16 protein-coding genes are annotated in these 20,965 nt (G+C 71.3%); 5 read left to right on the top strand and 11 right to left on the bottom strand.

Annotation, left to right across the window (positions count from 1 at the left end):
* The first annotated feature begins 88 nt into the window (after nt 1–88).
* Entirely contained in the window at nt 89–1,822 is a 1,734-nt protein-coding gene (locus tag AB0E94_RS42635) for a glycoside hydrolase family 3 N-terminal domain-containing protein (RefSeq protein WP_360338799.1), read from the top strand.
* A gap of 690 nt (nt 1,823–2,512) precedes the next feature.
* Here the strand turns inward: AB0E94_RS42635 and AB0E94_RS42640 are convergent.
* The 6 genes from AB0E94_RS42640 to AB0E94_RS42665 form a co-directional block, all read right to left on the bottom strand.
* Complete coding sequence (locus tag AB0E94_RS42640) at nt 2,513–3,838, bottom strand: carboxyl transferase domain-containing protein (RefSeq protein WP_360338848.1); 1,326 nt, start codon at nt 3,836–3,838, stop codon at nt 2,513–2,515.
* Nucleotides 3,839–3,938: 100 nt separating this feature from the next.
* Nucleotides 3,939–5,165 carry a beta-ketoacyl-ACP synthase II gene (fabF, locus tag AB0E94_RS42645; protein ID WP_360338802.1) on the bottom strand — a complete coding sequence of 409 codons (1,227 nt, stop codon included), beginning with the start codon at nt 5,163–5,165 and terminating at the stop codon, nt 3,939–3,941.
* A gap of 1 nt (nt 5,166) precedes the next feature.
* Complete coding sequence (locus tag AB0E94_RS42650; RefSeq protein ID WP_109591874.1) at nt 5,167–5,409, bottom strand: acyl carrier protein; 243 nt, start codon at nt 5,407–5,409, stop codon at nt 5,167–5,169.
* 138 nt (nt 5,410–5,547) lie between these two features.
* The gene (locus tag AB0E94_RS42655) at nt 5,548–6,498 is read right to left on the bottom strand and encodes a beta-ketoacyl-ACP synthase III (RefSeq protein WP_360338807.1); all 951 of its coding nucleotides are present in this window, start codon (nt 6,496–6,498) and stop codon (nt 5,548–5,550) included.
* Entirely contained in the window at nt 6,495–7,424 is a 930-nt protein-coding gene (locus AB0E94_RS42660; RefSeq protein ID WP_360338810.1) for an ACP S-malonyltransferase, read from the bottom strand. Before AB0E94_RS42660 ends, AB0E94_RS42655 begins: the two co-directional genes overlap by 4 nt.
* Before the next feature lie 159 nt (nt 7,425–7,583).
* Nucleotides 7,584–8,738 carry a helix-turn-helix domain-containing protein gene (locus AB0E94_RS42665; protein ID WP_360338851.1) on the bottom strand — a complete coding sequence of 385 codons (1,155 nt, stop codon included), beginning with the start codon at nt 8,736–8,738 and terminating at the stop codon, nt 7,584–7,586.
* A gap of 336 nt (nt 8,739–9,074) precedes the next feature.
* Here AB0E94_RS42665 and AB0E94_RS42670 point away from each other — a divergent pair, with 336 nt between their 5' ends.
* Both AB0E94_RS42670 and AB0E94_RS42675 read left to right on the top strand, forming a co-directional pair.
* On the top strand, nt 9,075–9,299 hold the full coding sequence (locus tag AB0E94_RS42670; protein WP_317787908.1) for a hypothetical protein: 225 nt from the start codon (nt 9,075–9,077) through the stop codon (nt 9,297–9,299).
* A gap of 73 nt (nt 9,300–9,372) precedes the next feature.
* Nucleotides 9,373–9,975: a TetR/AcrR family transcriptional regulator gene (locus AB0E94_RS42675; RefSeq protein WP_360338814.1), complete on the top strand. Its 603-nt coding sequence runs from the start codon at nt 9,373–9,375 to the stop codon at nt 9,973–9,975.
* Here the strand turns inward: AB0E94_RS42675 and AB0E94_RS42680 are convergent.
* From AB0E94_RS42680 to AB0E94_RS42690, 3 genes are all read right to left on the bottom strand, one after another.
* Nucleotides 9,956–10,564, bottom strand: a complete 609-nt coding sequence (locus AB0E94_RS42680) for a hypothetical protein (RefSeq protein ID WP_360338817.1) — start codon at nt 10,562–10,564, stop codon at nt 9,956–9,958. The two genes, AB0E94_RS42675 and AB0E94_RS42680, sit on opposite strands and share 20 nt — an antisense overlap.
* Before the next feature lie 351 nt (nt 10,565–10,915).
* Complete coding sequence (gltX, locus tag AB0E94_RS42685) at nt 10,916–12,322, bottom strand: glutamate--tRNA ligase (protein ID WP_360338820.1); 1,407 nt, start codon at nt 12,320–12,322, stop codon at nt 10,916–10,918.
* Between the two features lie 21 nt (nt 12,323–12,343).
* Complete coding sequence (locus AB0E94_RS42690) at nt 12,344–14,461, bottom strand: methyl-accepting chemotaxis protein (protein WP_360338823.1); 2,118 nt, start codon at nt 14,459–14,461, stop codon at nt 12,344–12,346.
* 142 nt (nt 14,462–14,603) lie between these two features.
* On the opposite strand from AB0E94_RS42690, the gene AB0E94_RS42695 reads away from it, so the two are divergent.
* A complete protein-coding gene (locus AB0E94_RS42695; protein WP_360338826.1) occupies nt 14,604–15,137 on the top strand; it encodes a dihydrofolate reductase family protein in 534 nt (177 codons plus the stop codon).
* Nucleotides 15,138–15,181: 44 nt separating this feature from the next.
* Here AB0E94_RS42695 and aceE read toward each other — a convergent pair whose 3' ends face one another.
* Nucleotides 15,182–17,920 (bottom strand): pyruvate dehydrogenase (acetyl-transferring), homodimeric type, encoded by a 2,739-nt coding sequence (gene aceE / locus AB0E94_RS42700; RefSeq protein ID WP_360338829.1) that lies wholly within the window; start codon nt 17,918–17,920, stop codon nt 15,182–15,184.
* A gap of 157 nt (nt 17,921–18,077) precedes the next feature.
* Complete coding sequence (locus tag AB0E94_RS42705) at nt 18,078–18,482, bottom strand: YjbQ family protein (protein ID WP_360338832.1); 405 nt, start codon at nt 18,480–18,482, stop codon at nt 18,078–18,080.
* 187 nt (nt 18,483–18,669) lie between these two features.
* Between AB0E94_RS42705 and AB0E94_RS42710 the strand changes: the two genes are divergently transcribed.
* Nucleotides 18,670–20,958 carry a transketolase C-terminal domain-containing protein gene (locus tag AB0E94_RS42710; RefSeq protein WP_360338835.1) on the top strand — a complete coding sequence of 763 codons (2,289 nt, stop codon included), beginning with the start codon at nt 18,670–18,672 and terminating at the stop codon, nt 20,956–20,958.
* The last annotated feature ends 7 nt before the right edge of the window (nt 20,959–20,965 follow it).

The following is a 20,965-nucleotide window of genomic DNA, read 5'->3' on the forward strand; positions in this document are numbered from 1 at the left end:
CCCACCTGGCGACGGGGCAAATCCCCCACAAGCATGCCCAAAACGTGGTGGCGGTGCGAAGTGGCGACGTTTGGCGTGAACTGGTTCGATGGCGATCGTGAGAAATCTGGCGCGTGCTCTGGTCGTACCCCTGCTGCTGGGTCTGGGGGCGTGCGGCGACGAACCGGAACCCGCGGCAGCCCCGCCGGCCGCCACCGCGCCGCGTCCCGCCTCGCCGGCGCCGGAGAGCGCCTCGGCGACCCCCGTCGGTGACCCCGCCGCGCGGGCCGCCGAGATCGTGGCCCGGCTCAGCGACGAGGATCTGGCCGGCCAGGTCCTGATGCCGTATGCCTACGGCAGCTCGGCCACCGACGTCGACGCCGACAACGCCCGCGCCAACCAGGGCCTCGGCGGCGTGAACACACCGGCCGAACTGATCGCCAAGTACCGTCTCGGCGGCCTGATCCTGGTCGGGTTCACGGTCGACGACCCGACCAGCAAGACCAACCCCACCACCAACGTGGAGAACCCGAAGCAGGTCCGCGCTCTCACCGCCGGCCTCCAGGACGCCGCCCGGAAACTGCCCGCCTCCGCGCCGCTGATGATCGGCATGGACCAGGAGTACGGCACGGTGACCCGGGTCACCGACGGTGTGACGATCCTCCCGGCCGCCATGGCGTTCGGCGCCGCCCGCCGCCCCGACCTGACCGAGGCGGCCTGGCGCGCGGCCGGCCAGGAGATCGCCGCGATGGGCGTCACCGTCGACTTCGCGCCGGTCGCAGACACCCTCAACACCACCGGCGGCGGGGTGATCGGCTCCCGCTCCTTCGGCAGCGACCCGAAAGCCAACGCCGACCAGGTCGCCGCCGCCGTCCGCGGTCTGCAGTCGTCGGGTGTCGCCGCCGCCCTCAAGCACTTCCCCGGCCACGGCCACACCACCGCAGACAGCCACGACGAGCTGCCGCTGATCGGCCAGGACCGCAAACGCTGGGAGCAGCAGGACCTGCCACCGTTCAGCGCCGGCATCACCGCGGGCGCCGGAGTGGTCATGTCCGGCCACCTCAACCTGCAATCGGTCGACAAGGGCGTGGCCGCCACCTTCTCCCACAAGATCATGACCGACGAGCTGCGGGGCCGGCTCAAGTTCACCGGCGTCGCCGTCACCGACGCCATGAACATGGCCCCCGCCAAGAAATGGCCCGCCGGAGAGGCCGCCGTCCGCGCCCTCAACGCCGGCAACGACATGCTGCTCATGCCCCCGGACATCGGCGGCGCCCGCGACGGCATCCTGGCCGGCCTCAAGGACGGCACCCTCAAACGCGAACGCCTCACCGAAGCCGTCACCCGAATCCTCACCCTCAAGTTCCGCACCGCGCAGACCCCACAGCCGGAACTCTCCGTGATCGGCTCCCCCGCCAACCAACAGGCTGTGACGGCCCTCGACGCCGCCGCCGTGACCGTCCTCCGCGGCCCGTGCGCCGGCCCGCTCGCCACCGGCCCGGTCTCGGTCACCGCGCCCGCCAACCGCGAGGTGGCCCGGGTCAACCTGGTCAAGGCCCTCCAGGAGGCTGGTGTGCAGGTCCAGAGCTCGGGCGGCTCGGTCATCCGCCTGGTCGGCTACGGAGACCAGCGCGTCGACCTCGACGACGCGGCAGCCATCACGGTGATGATGGACTCACCCGGCCTCCTCGCCCAGGCGGCGACACCGACCCTGGTCGCCACCTACTCGTCCAGCAAGCTGTCACTCACCGCACTCGCGGCCGTCATCGCGGGAAAGGCGAAGGCCCCCGGCCGGTCACCCATCGCGGTCGGCAAGCTGCCCCGGAGCGCATGCGCGAAATAACCTCGGCGGTACGCATGACCGCCCCCCAACCACACCACCCCGAACCGGGCCTACCCCGCAACGCAGGCGACCCGCCAAGTCCCTAGCGCGCCCGCCGGGCATATGCGCCCGTCCCGCCGCCCGTTCCGCTTCCTGTCCCGCTGTCCGTTCCGCTTCCTGGCCCGCTGCGCGGCCGATCCGACCGCAGGCCCGGCGCGCTCCTTCGAGGATCTTGCAGGAATATGCACCCTTGAGGCGATCTTGCAGGGTTCTTCATGTCTGGGTGTGGTTTGTCGTGCAAGGTCCACTGCGCCGGGGAGACCTTGCAGCCTTCTTCCTGTTGGGGCGCGGAAAGAGCTGCAAGATCGGCGCGAGCGTGAATAGTCATGCAAGATCCGCGAGGTCGGTGCGGGAGCGGTCGAGGCGTGCCGGACCGAATCCTTGGGGGCCGGAGGGCTTCGTTGACCGGAGAGACATCCGGCGGGTGCGTTGGAGCCCGGGCGGGGCGCGGAGCCCTGAGCTGGGCGGACGTGAACGCCTGACGGACGTGCTCGAGCGCGGAGGGAACGCCGGCGGCGCGGAGGTTTGAGCGGGACGGGCGCATATGCCCGGCGGGCGCGTTGGGGACCGGGCGGGTCGCCTGCGTTGCGGGGTAGGCCCGGTTCGGGGTGGTGTGGTTTGTGGGCGGTGTGGCCGTACCGAAATATTTGCTTATAAGGGGATGTTTGTGTGGTTTCCGCGGCCGGCCGGGGTCGCGGCGAGGGTTTCGGCGATGCGCCGTCGGGTTTGTTCGGGCTGGATGATCTCGTCGACCAGGCCGAGTTCGACGGCTCGGGCCGCGCTGGTCAGGTCGAGTTCCTGGGCGAGCAGGCGGGCCCGTAGCGGTTCGCGTTCGGCGGGTGGGACGGCGGCCAGGGTCCGGCGGTGGTGGAGGTTCACGGCGGTTTTCGGGCCGGTTACCGCGATCGTCGTGGACGGCCAGGCCAGGACGGCGGTGGCGCCCAGAGAGCGGGAGTTCATCGCCAGGTAGGCGCCGCCGTAGACGCGCCGGGTGATCACTGTGACGCGGGGCACCACGGCTTCCGCGAAGGCGTGCAGCAGTTTGGCGCCCCGGTGGGGTGCGTCGTCGGGTTCGGGGCCGGGCAGGAGGCCGGGGGAGTCGGCCAGGATGATTAGCGGGACTCCGAGGGCGTTGCACATTCGGATAAAACGGGCGGCCTTTTCGGCGCCGGACGGGTCGAGGCAACCGCCGAGCCGCAGCGGGTTGGTTGCTACGACACCTACCGTCCGGCCGGCGAGGCGGCCCAGCGTGGTGATCATGTTGGTGGCCCGGTCGGCGTGGAGTTCCGTGCCGGGGGCGTCGAGGATGGCCCGGACCAGTGGGCGGGCGTCGTAGGCGCGGTCGGTTCCGGCCGGCACCAAGGTGTGCAACGGGACGCCTGTGGTGCCGCCGGGAGCGACGTCGTCGGGGGAGACGCGGCCCTGACTGCCGAGGAGCAGCGCGATCCGGCGGGCTTCGGCGAGGGCGCTGTCGGAATCCGGAGCGACGAGGCCCGGCCGCCCGGCGCCGGGCGACGTGGTGCGGTCCGCCTCGGTTTCGGGTGCGGTGGTGCGGTCCGGCTCGGTGCCGGGTGCGGTGGTGCGGTCCGGCGTGGTTTCGGGTGCGGTGGTGTGGTCCGGCTCGGTGCCGGGTGGGAGGCGGCCGGGGGAATGGATGATCACGTCGGTGAGTGGCAGGACGTAGGCCGCGGCGCCGGTGGCCTGGCCGAGGAGCACCGAGATCTGCGGCACCCGGCCGGAGGCCCGGACCACGGCGGCGAACACCTGGCCGGCCGCGTCCAGGGCGGACAGCCCGTCGGCGAGCGGCGGCCCGGCACACTGCCAGAGCCCGATGACCGGAACCCGTTCGCGGACCGCGGTGTCGACGGCCGTGACGATGTTGTGCGCATCGGGAGCGCCGCCCGAACCGGCGAAGGCGACGACCGGGGCGCCGTCGACACGGCCGCGGGCCGTGAGAGCGGTGGCCAGCGGCCGCATGGTTCCGCGGTCGAGTAGGGCCCGGAGCCGCTCCTCGGGGTCGTGTTGCCCGACCGGGGTCGGATCGACACCCGAGGAGTATCGGCTCACGGCAGGGGGATCAGGCGCGGGTGAAGACGAGGGCGACGTTGTGGCCGCCGAAGCCGAACGAGTTGTTCATCGCCGCCTGGATGTCGGCGGTCCGCGCCTTGTGGGCCGCCACCTCCAGGTCGAGGCGCTCGTCGGGGTCGTCGAGGTTGATGGTCGGAGGGATGATGCCGTCCCGGAGGGCCAGGATCGCGGCGATCGACTCGAGCGCGCCGGCCGCGCCGAGCAGGTGGCCGGTCATCGACTTGGTCGACGTCAGGATCGGGTGGCTGCCGATGGCGGCCCGGATTCCCTTGATCTCGCCCATGTCGCCGACCGGGGTCGACGTGGCGTGGGCGTTCACGTGGTGGATGTCGGCGCCGGTCAGGCCGGCGTCCTCGATCGCCATCCGCATGGCACGGATGCCGCCACGGCACTCCGGGTCGGGCTGGACGATGTCGTACCCGTCCGAGGTGATGCCCGCGCCGGCGAGACGCGCGTAGATCCGGGCGCCCCGGGCGACCGCGTGGTCGGCCCGTTCCAGGATCAGCGCGCCGGCGCCCTCGCCGAGGACGAAACCGTCCCGGTTCTTGTCCCACGGGCGGGAGGCGCGTTCCGGATCGTCGTTGCGGGTCGACATGGCCCGCATCGAGGCGAATCCGGCGACCGGCAGGGGGTGGATGACGGCCTCGGTGCTGCCGGCCACGACCACGTCGGCCCGGCCGAGCCGGATCAGGTCGAGACCGAGCGCGACCGCCTCGGCACCGGTGGCGCAGGCGCTGGCCATCGCCCGGACTCCGGCCTTGGCCTGGAGTTCGAGGCCGATGTACGCGGCCGGCCCGTTCGGCATGAGCATCGGCACGGTGTGCGGGCTGACCCGCCGCGGGCCGGACTGCTCCAGGATGTCGTCCTGGTCGAGGAGGGTGATCGCGCCCCCTATGCCGCTGCCGAAGCTGACGGCGAGACGCTCCTGGTCGACTCCCGAGTCGGCGAGACCGGCGTCGGCCCACGCCTCCTTGGCCGCGATCACGGCCATGGCCTCGGAACGGTCCATCCGGCGCAGCCGGACCCGCTCGATGACCTCGGAGGGTTCGACGGCGAGCTGCGCGGCGATCCGCACCGGGAGGGAACCGGCCCACTCCTGGGTGAGGTGACCCACCCCGGAGCGGCCGGCGAGCATGGCGTCCCAGGTGGACGCGACGTCCCCGCCCAGCGGGGTCGTCGCGCCGAGCCCGGTGACGACGACGTCTACGTTGCTCATGTCAGTGGTTCGCCTCGATGTAGTTGACGGCGTCGCCGACGGTCTTGAGGTTCTGCACCTCGTTGTCCGGGATCTTGACGCCGAACTTCTCCTCGGCGGCCACCACGACCTCGACCATCGACAGCGAGTCGACGTCCAGGTCGTCGGTGAAGGACTTCTCCTCGGCGACGTCGTCCGGGTTCACCCCGGCGACCTCCTCGAGGATCTCGGCGAGGCCGGAGGTGATCTCTGTGCGAGTTGCCATTGTGGGAATCTTTCCTCTCGATGGTGCGGTCGACATTTGTTCAGGACCTACCCGGAGTTTCGCTCCGCTGTAGGTGAGCCGGTTACGTCTCCAGCGTCCTGAATAAATGTTGCTGGCGTCGGTCAGGTAACCGATGTCCTAAGGACAGCGGACGACCTGGCCGGCGTAGGTGAGGCCGCCGCCGAAGCCGAAGAGCAGGACGGGCGCCCCGGAGGGCAGCTCGCCACGCTCGATCAGCTTGGACAGGGCCAGCGGGACACTCGCGGCGGACGTGTTGCCCGACTCGACGAGGTCCTTGGCGACGATCGCGTCCGGGCTCAGGCCGAGCCGCTTGACGATGCCGTCGATGATCCGGGTGTTGGCCTGGTGCGGGACGAAGGCGGCCAGTTCGGACGGGGCGATCCCGGCCTTCTCGCAGACCTCGATCGCGAACGGCGCGAGGGCGGTGGTGGCCCAGCGGAAGACCGCCTGTCCGTTCTGCTTGATGTAGGGCTGCCAGCCGGCGATCTTCAGGGCTTCGCCCTTCTCCGGAGTGGAACCCCAGACGACGGGACCGATCCCGGCGGGTTCACCGTCCGGCACCGCGGAGAGGACCGCGGCTCCGGCCCCGTCGCCGAAGAGCACGGCAGTCGTACGGTCGGACCAGTCCGTGATGTCGGAAAGCTTCTCCGCGCCGATCACCAGTGCGTTACGGGAGGCTCCGGCCCGGATCGCGTGGTCGCCGGTGGCGAGCGCGTAGGAGAACCCGGAGCAGGCCGTGTTGACGTCGAACGCGCCCGGGGCGTTGATGCCGAGCCGGTCGGCGACGCGGGTCGCCACGTTGGGGCAGCGGTCGATCGCCGAGCAGGTCGCGACGATGACGAGGTCGATGTCGGCCGCGGTGAGCCCGGAGGCGGCCAGCGCCTTCTCGGCCGCGAAGGTGGCCATGTCGGCGACCGATTCACCGTCGGCGACCCGCCGCTCGGCGATGCCGACCCGGTCCCGGATCCAGACGTCGTTGGTGTCCAGTGTGCTGGCCAGGTCGTCGTTCGTGATCACCCGCGACGGCTGGTAGTGGCCCATCGCGAGGATGCGGGAACCCGCGGTCATCGTGCGTCTCCTTCGGTGCGGGCGATCAGATCGAGGGCGGCCGGCAGGTCGTCCGGGGTGTTGAGCGTGACGATCTCGGGGGCGCCGTCGCCCTTGAGCTCTCGCTTGACCAGGCCGGCGAGGGTGCCGGCGGGCGGAAGTTCGATGACGCCGGTGACACCGAGGTCTTTCAGGGTCCGCATGCACAGGTCCCAGCGGACCGGGGCGGTGACCTGGCGGACCAGGCGGCGCAGCATCTCGGGGCCGGCCGTGACGGCGGCGCCGTCCAGGTTCGACAGCAGGGTCCGGGCCGGGTCCTGCACGGTGACACCCTCGGCGACGGCGGCCAGCGCGGTCTCGGCGGGCGCCATGAACGGGGTGTGGAACGCGCCGGCCACCGCGAGCGCGATCACCCGGGCCTTCGCCGGCGGCGCGGCCGCGAACTCGGCGAGGGCGGGCAGCGCGCCGGCGGCGACGATCTGGCCGGCGCCGTTGCGGTTGGCCGGGAACAGCCCGTGCTTCTCGATGGTGGCGACCACCTCGTCCGGGTCGCCGCCGAGGACGGCGCTCATGCCGGTCGGCTCGAGGGCGCAGGCGGCGGCCATCTCCCGGCCGCGGACGCCGGCCAGGGTGACGGCGTCGGCCGGGGTCAGCACACCGGCGAGGGCGGTGGCGCCCAGCTCGCCGACACTGTGCCCGGCGATCACCGCGACCCGCTCCAGCGGCAGCTGCTCACCGGCCAGCAGGGCGGCGGCGACCAGCAGCGGCTGGGTCCGGGCGGTGTCCTTGATCTCCTCGGCGTCGGCGCGGGTGCCGAGGTGCAGCAGGTCGACGCCGGCGAGGGCGGACCACTCGGTCAGACGGGCCTCGGCGCCGGGGAGGTCGAGCCAGGGGGTGAGGAAGCCGGGCTTCTGGGAACCCTGGCCGGGCGAGAGTACGGCGAGCACGTCCTCGACTCTTCCGGATCCGGCGGCATTCCGGGGTAGCCGGGCGCGACCAAACCCTACGACGTGGGTTGTAGGGTTCCTACAAAACAGAGGTGTTCTTGGGTCACTTCAACCACATTCATACCTCCGGTGAACGTGTCGAATGGTGAGAGATCCCGGTCACGTTGCGGGGTCCAGACGGCCGATGGTGAGGGCCATCCGCAGGGTGAAGGCGTCCCGGCCGTCCAGCGGTGACAGGCCGGCGACCTCGGCGACCCGCCGCAATCGGTAACGCACCGTGTTCGGATGCACGTAGAGCTCCCGGGCCGCGCTCTCCAGCACGCTCCCCGAGGCGAAGAACGCGTCAAGGGTCTCCAGCAGCCCGCTGCCGGCCCGGGTCAGCGCCCCGAAGACGTCGTGTCGCAGCTTGCGCCGGGCGTCCATGTCGCCGGAGAGCACCCGCTCGGGCAGCAGATCGTCGGCGGCCACCGGGGAGGGCGCCCCGGGCCAGGCGGGGGCCGCCCGGAACCCGGCGAGCGCGGCCCGCGCCGACTCGGTGGCCTGGTCCAGTGAGGGCACCGCCGGCCCGACCACCACCGGGCCTTCGCCGAAGCCGCCGGCCAGCGCGGACGCGGCGGTGACCGGATCGGTGGCGCCGCCGACCACCACGACGAGACGGTCGCCGTGCACTCCGGCGATCACCTCCAGCCGGGCCCGCCGGGCCGCCCGGTAGACGGCGTGCAGCACCGGGGTGATGTCGCCACCCGGGGAGCGCCCCACCACCACCGCCACCGGCGGCGCGTCGGCCCAGCCCAGCGCAGCCGCCCGGCTGGCCAGCACGTCGGACGAGTCACCGCGCAGCAGGGCGTCGACGAGCAGGGCCTGGAGGCGGGCGTCCCAGGCGCCGCGGGACTCGGCGGCCCGCGCGTAGACCCGCGCGGCCGAGAACGCGATCTCCCGGGAGAACCGCAGGATGGCCTGGATCAGGGCCTCCTGCTCGCCGGACTCGGCGAAGCCGGGCACCTCGGCCTCGGCCACGTCGACGGTCACCTTGATCATCTCGACGGTGTGGGTGAGCGTGATCACCCGGGCCAGCGCGCGCGGCGCGGCGGCGAACACCTCGTCGGAGATCTCGGTGCTGGCCGCGACCGTCCCGCCGGAGCGCAGCCACTCGACCAGAGATCGAACGCCGGCCTGTGCGACGAGCATCACCCAGGAGCGCTGGTCGGCCGGGAGCGCCCGGAACCAGGGGAGCGTCTCATCCATGCGTGCCACCGCCGCGCTGGCCAGCGTGCCGGCCTGCCGCTCGATGCGGCGCAGGGTGCCCGGGGCCAGGGGTTTCGCCGGGGTCTCCGGCCTGCCCCCGGCCGATGTGCCGGTGTCGGTGTCTGCCACGCGCACAGGGTTGCACGCCGGAGCCCGAGCCGCCCGGTTGCCTCGGTATGGGTGACATATGTCGGAAACACGGCGGATGCGGTTTTTAGGAGTTTTTATGACATTTGACCGGCGTAGCGGTGCGCCTCTCCCGCGATTTCGGTCGGTGACCTGGCATCGTGTCGGACGGCGCTCCGGCCGCAGGGTTAACACCAGACGCGGCTGTGCCGATGAAAGGGCCGATGAAAGGTCGGTGCCGGGGGAGCCGGCGCCCAGCGCACGGATCGAGGAGGCGAGATGATGGAACGGGACGACGCGTTCGCGTGCTCCGACAGGGATCCCGCCCTCGACGACTCGCCGGCAGTGTCGCCGGCCGACGAGGAGCTGATCGTGGACCCGGGCACCGGCCGGGTCGGATGCCGCACCGAGCTGCGCGGCTGGGCCGGCGCGCACCTGCACGGCGCGGTCCGCCCGAGGCGCCGGGCCGCCGGCCGCGGCCGCCCACCCGGCCGCTGGTGTTAGAGCCTGCCCCGTACGGGTGAGTGACGGGCGCGTTTCCGGGCTATGCGGCGGCCGGACTGGTCAGGTTGGCGTGGTGGACGACAAGAGACGGCAGATCCTGGATCAGGCGCTGGCCCTGGTGGACGAACGCGGGCTGGCAGCGATGTCGATGCGGGCGGTGGCGGAACGCGTCGGGCTCACCTCGATGGCGCTCTACCCGTACGTCGGAGGCAAGGACGCCCTTCTGGACGGCCTGGTCGACCTGCTGCACCTGGAACTCGGCAGTCATGTCGGGCGGGACCCGGCGGATCTGGACTGGCGGCACCGCCTGTCCGCGCTGGGCCGGGCCGTCCGGGCGCTGGCCCGGGCCCACCCGAGCGCCTTCCCACTGCTGCTGAACCGCTCGGCGGCCGGGCCGTCGGCGTCCTGGCTGGCCGCCGCGCTCCAGGGCATCCTGGCCGACGCCGGGGTGCCGGCTACCGAAGTGCCCCGGCAGGCCCGGCTGATCTGCGCGTTCCTGCTCGGTTACACGACCGGCGAGGTCACCGGCGGGCTGCCCGGATCAACCCCGGAAATGCTCGAGGGCGCCGCCGAGTTCGACGCCGATCTGGAAGACCTGATCGGCATGATCGAGAACTCAGCGGCGCCCCGTGTGAAAACGGAACAACCGGAGGATGTCAGACGCGCCGGCGGATGAGGAACGCCATCCCGGCCAGCCCGGTCAGGATGACCAGCAGCACCGCCCCGTTGAGCAGGAACAGCCGGCGGAACTCGGTCATCGCCTGGCTCACCTCCTCGAACGGGTCGGCCCGTTCCACGGCCAGATCGGTGCCGACACCGCCACCGATGCCGCCGTGCACCAGGTCCGGCTTGGCCTCCAGCGGCGCGCCGCCGAGCCGCAGCGACTCCGGCATCGAGAGCCGACCGTAGAACCAGGCCTCCGCCTTCTTACCGGACGGCTGCTTCGCCGGCCGGTGTGCCCGCGGGCCACCCTGGGCCAGCGGGTACAGGTGGAAGAGCTGGCTCGGCGCGTTCTTGACCAGCAGCGTCAGCGTGTATTTCGGGCCCAGCTGCGCCGATTTCGGCGCCGAGCTCGACGACGGGGCCGACGCCAGCCAGTCCACCTCGCTGGTCAGCATCTGGAACAGTCGCGGCCGCTCGTCCTGCCGGACCAGGACCGTCTCCTCGATGCCGTTGCCGACCAGTTGTATCGCATCCGGTTGTGGTGCCTTGGGCGCGGCCTGTGCCGCTGCCGGCCCCGCCCCCATCGTCAGAGCCAATGCCACAACTGCTGCCGCAGCCGTCGACACCAGCCTCGTGATCGCCCCCCGCACCATCCGACCTCCCCGCCCGTGGATGGACATGGCCCACTCGACCTGCTGCTCGTGCCCGGCGGTGGAACCGGGAACACGGCCCAGGTCTCCAGCCTCCCTGGGCACCGCCCTGCCCGCATCTCGAGGCAGGGTGAATTGGAGCCATGTGGGGATGACCGCGGAGACGGGAACGGCCGTTGATCAGCCGCCGAATAGTACCCACACTCCGCAACAGGCGGGGCCGGTGGTCACCCTGGTGACGGAGAGCATCACCGGATCCGACGACCGGCTCTGGCGCGCCGCTCGTCGGATGCGGTAGATGCGTCAGAGGCGCGCCCTAGCAGCGGAAATACGCGCGAGCGTGCGCTCCTTGCCGAGCAGTTCGATCGACTCGAAGAGCGGCAGCCCGATGGTGCGGCCGGTCACCGCCACCCGTACCGGCGCCTGGGTCTTTCCCAATTTGAGACCTCGCGCCTCACCGACCTGCTCGAGCGTCGCCTTCAGAGTCTCGGCCGACCAGTCGGCGAGGGCGCCGAAGGCGGCCGCAGTGTCGTCGAGGATCTCCGCGGCGCCGTCCTTCATCGCCTTCGCCCAGGACGCCTCGTCCTGCACCGGCTCGTCCAGGAAGAGGAAGTCGACATTTTCCACGATCTCCGACAGCACCGCGATCCGGGTCTGCGCGAGCGGGGCGATCGTGCTGAACAGCTCGGCGTCGAATTTCGCCGGCTCCCACGGCGGGGCGGCGATCGTCTCGGTGCCGGTCAGCCACGGGGCGCAGACCTGGGTGAACTCGCTCGGGGTGAGCGCCCGGATGTACTCGCCGTTGAACGCCCGCAGCTTCTTGACGTCGAAGAACGCCGGCGCGTGGTTGACCTCGTCGATCCGGTACTCCGCCTCGACCACCGACCACGGGACGATCTCCCGGTCGCCGGACGGGGACCAGCCGAGCAGCATCAGGTAGTTGCGCATGGCGGCGGCCAGGTAGCCCTCGTCCCGGTACGACTCCAGGGCGACCTTGTCACGCCGTTTCGACAGCTTCTGCCGCTTCTCGTTCACGATCACCGGCACGTGGCCCCACACCGGCGGGGTGTGGCCCAGCGCCTCCCACAGCAGCTGCTGTTTCGGCGTGTTGGGCAGGTGCTCCTCGGCCCGGAACACGTGGGTGATCCCCATGCTCAGGTCGTCGACCACGTTGGCCAGCAGGAACACCGCCGAACCGTCGCTGCGGGCGATGACGAAGTCCTCGATCAGCCGGTTCTCGAAGGTGGGCTTGCCGCGGACCAGGTCCTCCACCACGGTCTCGCCCTCGTCGGGCGTGCGGAAGCGCAGCGCCCGGCCCTCGCCCGGCCCCAGCGCCCGGTCGCGGCAGAAGCCGTCGTAGCCGGTGTGCTTGTTGCCCGAGCGGGCCACCACGTCGTCACGGGTGCAGTCGCAGTAGTAGGCCTTGCCCTCGCCGTAGAGCCGGGTCGCGGCGGCGGTGTGGTCGGCCGCGTAGGAGGACTGGAAGTAGGGCCCCTCGTACGTCCCCCGCTCGATCCCGATCCAGTCGAGCGCCGAGATGATGCCCTCGGTCCACTCGGGCCGGTTGCGGGCCGCGTCGGTGTCCTCGATCCGGAGCACGAAGACACCGCCGTGCTGCTGGGCGTAGATCCAGTTCTGCAGGGCCGATCGGGCGCCGCCGACGTGGAACATGCCGGTCGGTGAGGGTGCGAAACGTACGCGAACAGTCACCGCCCCAGACTACCGACCGCCTCAGACCGTGAAGCGCCCGACCAGACCGGTCAGCCGCTGCGCGGTGGCCGTCAGTTCGTCGGCCGCCCGGTGCGACACCGCCACCGAGTCCCTGGTGCTGCGCATCGCGCCGTTGACCGTACCGATGCCGTCGGCGATGTCCCGGCTGCCACCGGCCGCCTCGGAGATGTTGCGGGCCATCTCGGCGGTCGTCGCGGCCTGCTCCTCGACCGCCGCCGCGATCGCCGTCTGATAGTCGTTGACCTGCGCGATCCGGGCCGAGATGGCGTCGATCGCGGTGACCGCGCGGGCCGTGTTGGCCTCGATCGCGGCGACCCGCGAGGTGACGTCCTCGGTCGCCCGGGCGGTCTCCTGGGCCAGTTCCTTGACCTCGCCGGCGACCACCGCGAAGCCCTTGCCGGTCTCGCCGGCCCGGGCCGCCTCGATGGTCGCGTTCAGCGCGAGCAGGTTCGTCTGCTCGGCGATGGTGGCGATCAGCTGCACCACGTCGGTGATCTTCGAGGTGGAGTCGCGCAGCTCGGCGATGACGTCCGCGGCCGCCGCGGTCAGGCCCACCCCGTCCCGCCCGGCCTGCGCGGCCTCCTGCGCGTTGTGCGAGATCTCGGTGATCGACGCGCCCATCTCCTCCGCGCCGGCGGCGACCGTCGCCACCACGTGCGACACGCTCTCCGCCGACGCGCTCACCGTGTCGGCCCGGCTCGCCGCGGTGTCCGCGGCGGCCGACATCTCGCCGCCGGTGGCCGCCACCCGCCGGGCGGTGCCGGCCACCTCGTCGGAGGCGCCGGTCACCTCCTGCATGACGGCCCGCAGCTCGGTCGCCGCGGTGTTGAGCGCGCCACCGGCCTCGCCGATCTCGTCGCGGCCACGGTCGTCGATCCGGATCGTCAGGTCCCGGTCGGCGAGCCGGGTCAGCGCCCCGGTCAGCGCGGCCATCCGGCGGGAGATCGGCGACGCCTGGAGGTACGCCGCAGCCGCGCCGGCCAGCGCCAGCAGCACCCCGGCGATCACGAACGAGGTCAGCATCGTGCCGCGCCCGTCGCGGACCGCGGTGACCGCCGCCGCGCCGTCCGCGTCGTAGCCGCCCACGGTCACCGCCCACTGGTACGGCGCGTAGTAGCCGACCGTCGTGGTGGTGTCCCCGGCGGGCGCCCCGGCCGCACCGGGCAGCCGGTACTTCGCCTGCCAGGTGCCCCCGTCGGTGAGTTCCGGCGCCTTGGTGACGATCTCCTCGACGTACTTCGTGCCGTTGGCGTCGGCGGCGTCGAGCACGGTGGTCCCGGCCGCGCCTTCGAGGTTGGAGGCGACGATCCGGCCCCGGTCCACGGCGGCCGTGCTGAACACGCTCACCCAGCCGTTCACCTGGATCTTCAGCTCGCTGATCGTCCCGGTCAGGGTGGCCAGGGCGTCGGCCTGCGGCACACCGACGAAGAGTGCGCCGATCACCGCGCCACCGGCGCTCTTGATCGGCTGGTAGACGGTGATGTACGGGGTGCCGACGACGGCCGCGACCCCCCGATACGTCTTCCCGGCCGAGATCGCCGCGGCCACCGCGTTCGCCTTGCCGTCCGCGGTCGCCGGGATGTACGTGCCGATCGCCCGGGTGCCCTTCGCGGACTTGACCGTGGTGCCGACCCGCAGCAGGTCACCGGCCGCGTTCATCCGCTGGAAGACGGTGACGGTGGCGCCGGACAGGTCCCGGGCGTCGTCGACGAAGGGCGTGACCCGGTTCAGGTCGGTGTTCTGCCCCAGCCACGTGCCGCCGATCTCGACCCGGGGCAGGCTGACCGTGGTCGCCTCCTGGGTGACCTGGTTGGTTGCGGTCCAGGTGACCCGCCGGCTGGTCGTCCGCATGCCGCCGTTGCGGGTCAGGAAGGCTGACGCGCTGGCCATGCTCTTGTCGACGCCCTGCTGCACCTCGTCGGCGACGGTACGCACCAGCGCGCTCACATCGGCGGCGGTCTGCGCGAGCGCCGCCTCGTTCTGGCGCAGCACCTCGCGTTCGGTGCTGTCGGCGAACCGGCCGCTCTGCCACGCCCCGACCGCGACCAGCACGATCGCCGTGACGAGGACGCTGCCCAGGCCGAGTAGGAGCAGTTTGTGCCTGATCCGGAATCCCACACCTGGATCATTGCGCCGCGACCAGCGCGCCGCCCGCTCGTTGCCGTTTTCAATGGCGGCCGGTTGTCGGCGTTGTCTCGCGAGCAGCGAGAGAGAGCGCGACAACCAGCCGGGACTTACGTCGAGCAACGAGGTGAGGACGATGGGCAAGATCGTGGCGGTGGAGTACATGACTCTCGACGGCGTCTTCGAGGAGCCGGTCTGGAGCGGGCCGTACTTCAACGAGGAGCTCGGCGCCTGGCAGGCCCACAACCTGGCGGAGGCCGACGCGCTGCTGCTCGGCCGGGTCACCTACGAGGGGATGAAGGCGGTCTGGCCGCAGATGGCCGCGGAGACGGGTGAGTTCGGTGTGAAGATGAACGAGATGCCCAAGCACGTGGCGACCACGACACTCACCGAGCCGGAGTGGAACGCCACCTTCATCGAGGGCGACGTCGCCGAGGCGGTGGAGAAGCTCAAGACCGGCTCGGAGACCCTGCTGATCAACGGCAGCGCGACCCTCGTCAACCACCTGGCCCGGCACAACCTGATCGACGAGTACCGGGTGATGATCAACCCGGTGGTGATCGGCGAGGGCCGCCCGCTCTGGGAGCCCGGCACCCGGATCGCCCTCACCCACATCGGCAGCTGGCGCTCCTCGACAGGGGTCGAGGTCATCAGCTACGTGCCGGCCTGACGCTGTGCCGAGGGGGCCCGCCCGGGCCCCCTCGACAGCGGTTCCTACGAGTCGCCGCCGGTCTCGCCCACCGGCGCGGCGTTGACGTCGTCGATCGCGTACTTCTTGGCCGCCTCGGCCGGCACGTGCGCCGGAATCTGACCCTTCAGGGCCAGCTCACGCAGCGTCGCCACGGTCACCGACTCGCCGTCCACGTGGAAGTGGCGGCGCAGCGCGTGCCGGGTGTCGCTCATGCCGAAACCGTCGGTGCCCAGCGAGGTGTAGCCGTTCGGCACCCACCGGGCGATCAGGTCGGGCACGGCCCGCATCCAGTCGCTGACCGCGACCGACGGGCCCTCGGTGGCCTCCAGCTTCTGCTGGATGTACGGCTTGCGCGGCGCGTCGCTCGGGTGGAGCAGGTTGTGCTCCTCCGCCTCGATCGCGTCGCGGCGCAGCTCGGTCCACGAGGTCACCGACCAGACGTCGGCGCTGACCCCCCAGTCCTGGGCGAGCAGCTCCTGCGCCTTGAGCGCCCACCGCATGCCGGTGCCGGAGGCCAGCAGCTGCGCTTTCGGACCGTCCTTCTGCGGGCTCTCGCTGAACCTGTAGATGCCCTTGAGCAGGCCCTCGGTGTCGAGGCCGGCCGGCTCGGCGGGCTGGATCGCCGGCTCGTTGTAGATGGTGAGGTAGTAGAAGATGTTCTCCTGCTTCTCGCCGTACATGCGGTGCAGGCCGTTCTCCATGATGTGCGCGATCTCGAACCCGAAGGCCGGGTCGTAGGAGACCACCGCCGGGTTCGTCGCCGCGATCAGCAGCGAGTGCCCGTCCTCGTGCTGCAGGCCCTCACCGTTGAGCGTGGTCCGGCCGGCGGTGGCGCCGAGCAGGAAGCCCCGCGTCATCTGGTCGGCGGCCGCCCACAGCTCGTCGGCGGTGCGCTGGAACCCGAACATCGAGTAGAAGATGTACAGCGGGATCATCGGCTCGTCGTGCGTCGCGTACGACGTGCCGGCCGCGATGAAGCTCGCCGTGGAGCCCGCCTCGTTGATGCCCTCGTGCAGGATCTGGCCGTCCGTCGACTCCTTGTAGGACAGGAACAGCTCCCGGTCCACCGAGGTGTAGGTCTGGCCGTGCGGCGAGTAGATCTTCTTGGTCGGGAAGAGCGAGTCCATGCCGAAGGTCCGGGCCTCGTCCGGGATGATCGGCACCCAGCGGGCCCCGAACTCCTTGTCCCGCATGAGGTCCTTGAGCAGCCGGACGAACGCCATCGTGGTGGCGATCTTCTGCTTGCCGCTGCCGCCCTTGAGGCCGCTGAATGCCTTCGAGTCCGGGATGGCCAGCGACTTCGCCTTGGTCCGCCGGGTCGGGATGGACCCGCCCAGCTCACGCCGCCGCTCGATCATGTACTGGTACTCGTCGGACTTCTCACCGGGGTGGAAGTACGGCGGGAGGTACGGGTTCTCCTCGAGCTGCTTGTCGCTGATGTCGAGGTAGAGCCGGTCCCGGAAGCCCTTCAGGTCGTCCAGGGTCAGCTTCTTCATCTGGTGCGTGGCGTTCCGCGCCTCGAAGTGCGACCCGAGCGTCCAGCCCTTGACCGTCTTCGCCAGGATCACCGTCGGCTGGCCGGTGTGCTCGGTGGCCGCCTTGTACGCCGCGTACAGCTTGCGGTAGTCGTGCCCGCCGCGCTTGAGGTTCCAGATCTCGTCGTCGGTCATGCCGTCGACGAGCTTGCGGGTACGCGGGTCACGGCCGAAGAAGTGCTCCCGCACGTACAGCCCGGACTCGCCCTTGTAGGTCTGGTAGTCGCCGTCGGGCGTCTTGTTCATCAGGTTGACCAGCGCGCCGTCGGTGTCGGCGGCGAGCAGCGAGTCCCACTCACGGCCCCAGACGACCTTGATCACGTTCCACCCGGCGCCGCGGAAGAACGCCTCCAGCTCCTGGATGACCTTGCCGTTGCCGCGGACCGGGCCGTCGAGACGCTGCAGGTTGCAGTTGACCACGAAGGTCAGATTGTCCAGCTCCTCGCGGGCGGCCAGGCCGATCGCGCCGAGCGACTCGACCTCGTCCATCTCGCCGTCGCCGAGGAACGCCCAGACGTTCTGCTGGCTGGTGTCCTTGATCCCGCGGTTGTGCAGGTAACGGTTGTACCGCGCCTGGTAGATCGCGTTCAGCGGGCCGAGGCCCATGCTGACCGTCGGGAACTCCCAGAAATCCGGCATCAGACGCGGATGCGGGTACGACGGGAGGCCGCCACCCGGGTGCGACAGCTCCTGCCGGAAACCGTCGAGCTGGTGGGTGGTGAGACGGCCCTCCAGATAGGCCCGCGCATACATGCCGGGGGAGGCGTGGCCCTGGTAGAAGATGTGGTCGCCACCGCCCGGGTGGTCCTTGCCCCGGAAGAAGTGGTTCATGCCTACTTCGTAGAGGCTGGCGCTCGACGCATACGTCGAGATGTGCCCGCCGACGCCGATCTCCGGCCGCTGCGCGCGGTGCACCAGCATCGCCGCGTTCCACCTGATGTAGGCCCGGATCCGCCGCTCGACGAACTCGTCACCCGGGAACCAGGGCTCACGCTCCGGCGGGATCGTGTTGATGTAGTCCGTGGACGTCAGTGGCGGCACGCCGACCTGTCGCTCCCGGGCCCGCTCCAGCAGGCGCAACATCACATAACGGGCTCTTTTCGCGCCGCGTTCGTCGATGACTCCGTTGAGCGACTCGACCCATTCGTTGGTCTCTTCCGGGTCGATGTCGGGAAGCTGGCTCGGCAGGCCATCGCTGATCACCGGGCGCTTGCGCTCCGTGGCCACAGGCAATCCTCTTGGTGTGAGTGTCGGACGTCCGTGCGACCTAGGTGGCGAATCGCGCGGAATAGGTCTCCATCCTGCCCCCTCACGGTGTGCGTCGTCACGTCTACGGGCCGTCTCAGCGACGCTCGACACACGTACTGACCAGTAACTTTGTGGATCAGCCCTCCAGGAAGGAGAAACGCACCTGCCGGATCGGGTTGTCGCCGTTGGTGTCGACCAGGCAGACCGACTGCCAGGTGCCGAGCGCGATCTGGCCGTTGATCACCGGCAACGTGGCGTACGGGGCGATCCACGCCGGAAGGACGTGATCGCGGCCGTGGCCCCGGGAGCCGTGCCGGTGCTGCCACTTGTCCGCGGTCGGCAGCAGATCGTCGATCGCGGTCAGCAGATCGTCGTCCGAACCCGCCCCGGTCTCGATGATCGCCACCCCGGCCGTCGCGTGTGGCACGAACACGTGCAGCAGGCCGTCCCTCTCGGACTTGACGAAGTCCGCCGCCTCGCGGGTGATGTCCACGACAGCCGGAGACCCGCCGGTCCGCACGGTGATCAGTTCGCTGCGCATCGGCCGAGCCTATGTGTACAGATCGAGCAGCAGGAACACCGACATGACACCGGCCAGCCAGCACACGCACTGCGCCAGGCGCGCGACGGCCCACCACAAGATCATGTCGTTGAGTACACCACCGGGTGACGTCCCGTGTTCGCCAGATCGATCGTTCTCGCAGTGGCATCACCGGCCGCAGTCGGGAATGCTGAATTCCGTGACCACTCCGCAAAGCCTCGACGAGCGGTTCCGCGATGCGGTCTCGGCCCTGCGACCACCGGAGTCCGGGCGTGCCCCCGGCGACCCGGTCCGCGACGGCGCCGGCCTCACCGGTGCAGCGGCCCGGGAACTCTTCGACGCCCAGCTGACCAGCCGCCACCTCGACCTCGCCGCGCGCTGGCTGCGCAGCTTCAACGAGGGCTTCCACACCGGCGGATCGTCCGGGCACGAGGGCAACGCCGCGGTCGCCGCCGCCTTGCGCGGCGACGACCCGGCCCTCCTGCATCACCGTTCGGCGGCCTTCTATTGCGTACGGGCGGCGAACCACTCCGGCCCAGCCGGCCAGGACTCCGCGCACCGCCTCGAAGAAGCCGCCCGTGACGTGCTGCGCGGAGTCGTCGCCTCGGTCCGCGATCCGCTCACCGGCGGACGCGACAAGATCTTCGGCAATCCGGCCCTGCACCTGATCCCGGCCCTCTCCTCACCCGGCGGGCACCTGCCCCGTGCGGTCGGCCTGGCCCACTCCCTGAGCCGGGCCGCCTCCTCGTCCGGTCTCTCCTCTCCCGGCCCCTCGCCCGGTCTTGCCTCCGGCCTCGCCTGGCCGGAGGACGCCATCGTGGCCGCCTCCTTCGGTGACGGCGGGGCCGGCAGTGCCGGGGCCACCGCCGCCCTGCACGCGGCCGGCCGGCTCGAACTGGCCGGGCAGAAAGTGCCGCTCCTGCTGATCTGCGAGGACGACACCCCGGGCGAGCCCGGCCCGGACGGGTGGACCGGCGCCTCCCTCCGTGGGCGGCCCGGCGTGCGGTACACGTACGCCGATGGTTGTGATCTCGCCGCGGTGTATGACGCGGCGGCCGAGGCCGCGGCATTCGTCCGCACCGAACGCCGCCCCGCGGTCCTGCATCTCTCGACGGTCCTCCTGCTCGGCCGCCCCGGCGACCCGGAACCCGGCGACGGCCTCGACCGCGACCCGTTGATCAGCACCGCCCGGCTGCTCGTCGAATCCGGGCTGTACGGGCCGGACGAGGTGATCACCCGCTACGACGAGATCGGCTGGCAGGTCCGCAAAGCCGCCGAGGAGGTCCTCGGCGAACCGAAACTCGCCTCCGCCGGCGAGGTCGTCGCCTCGCTGGCCGCCCGCCGCCCGCTGCGCGTCGCCCACGCCGTCGCGGAGACCGCCGGCCGGGCCCTCGGCGCCGGCGCGCCCGCCCGGCAGCGTGCCTTCGACGGACGGCTCCCCGAGGACGCCGGCCCGATGAACCTGGCACAGACCATCACCGCGGCCCTCAACGACGCTCTGGCGGCCAATCCGGGCCTGCTGGTGTTCGGCCCGGCCACCACCCGCGGCGGGCGCCACGGCGTCACCACGGGCCTCGCCGGCCGCGACCCGGAACGGGTGTTCGACAGCCCGCCCGACCCCACCACGATCCTCGGGCTGGCCGCCGGCGCCGGCCTGGCCGGGCTGATCCCGGTCCCCGAGCTCGACTGCCTCGCCGGCCTGCACGGCGCGGCCGAGCAACTACGGGCCGAGGCGGCCACCATGGCGTACCTGTCGGCCGGCGCCTACCGCAACCCGCTCGTGCTGCGGGTGCCCGGCCTGGCCCAGCCGTTCGGGGTCGGCGGCCACCTGGACAACGAGAACACGGTGGCCGCCCTCCGCGACATCCCCGGCCTCGTCGTCGCCGTGCCCGCCCGCGCCGCCGACGCCGCGCCGATGCTCCGCTCCTGCCTGGCCGCCGCCGAAGTCGACGGGACCGTCAGCGTCTTCGTCGAACCGGTGGCCGTCTACCAGACGAGGGACCTCTATCAGCAAGGCGACAACGAATGGCTGGCGGCGTATCCGGCCCCCGGCGGGTGGGCCGACGGGCACATCCCGATCGGCCGGGCCCGCACCTACGGCCTCGGCACCGCACAGGACCTGACCATCGTGACGTACGGCAACGGCGTCCGGATGGCGCTGCGTGTCGCCGCCCAACTGGCCGCCGACGGGTACGGCTCACGGGTCGTCGACCTGCGCTGGCTCAACCCGCTACCGGTCGCTGACCTGGTCAGAGAGGCCACCGTCACTGGCCGGGTGCTGATCGTCGACGAGACCCGGCGCTCCGGCGGCGTCGGCGAGGGCGTGCTCGCGGCGCTCGTCGACGGCTCGTTCGTGGGATCCGTGCGCCGGGTCGCCGCCGCTGACGTGCCGGTTCCGCTGGGTCCGGCCGCCCAACAGGTCCTCGTGGGAGAGGATGCCATCACACAGGGTGCCCACGCCCTGCTGGCACGGTAAATTGCCA

Source organism: Actinoplanes sp. NPDC026670, assembly GCF_040638175.1.
In the GTDB taxonomy this organism is placed as follows: Bacteria; Actinomycetota; Actinomycetes; order Mycobacteriales; family Micromonosporaceae; genus Actinoplanes.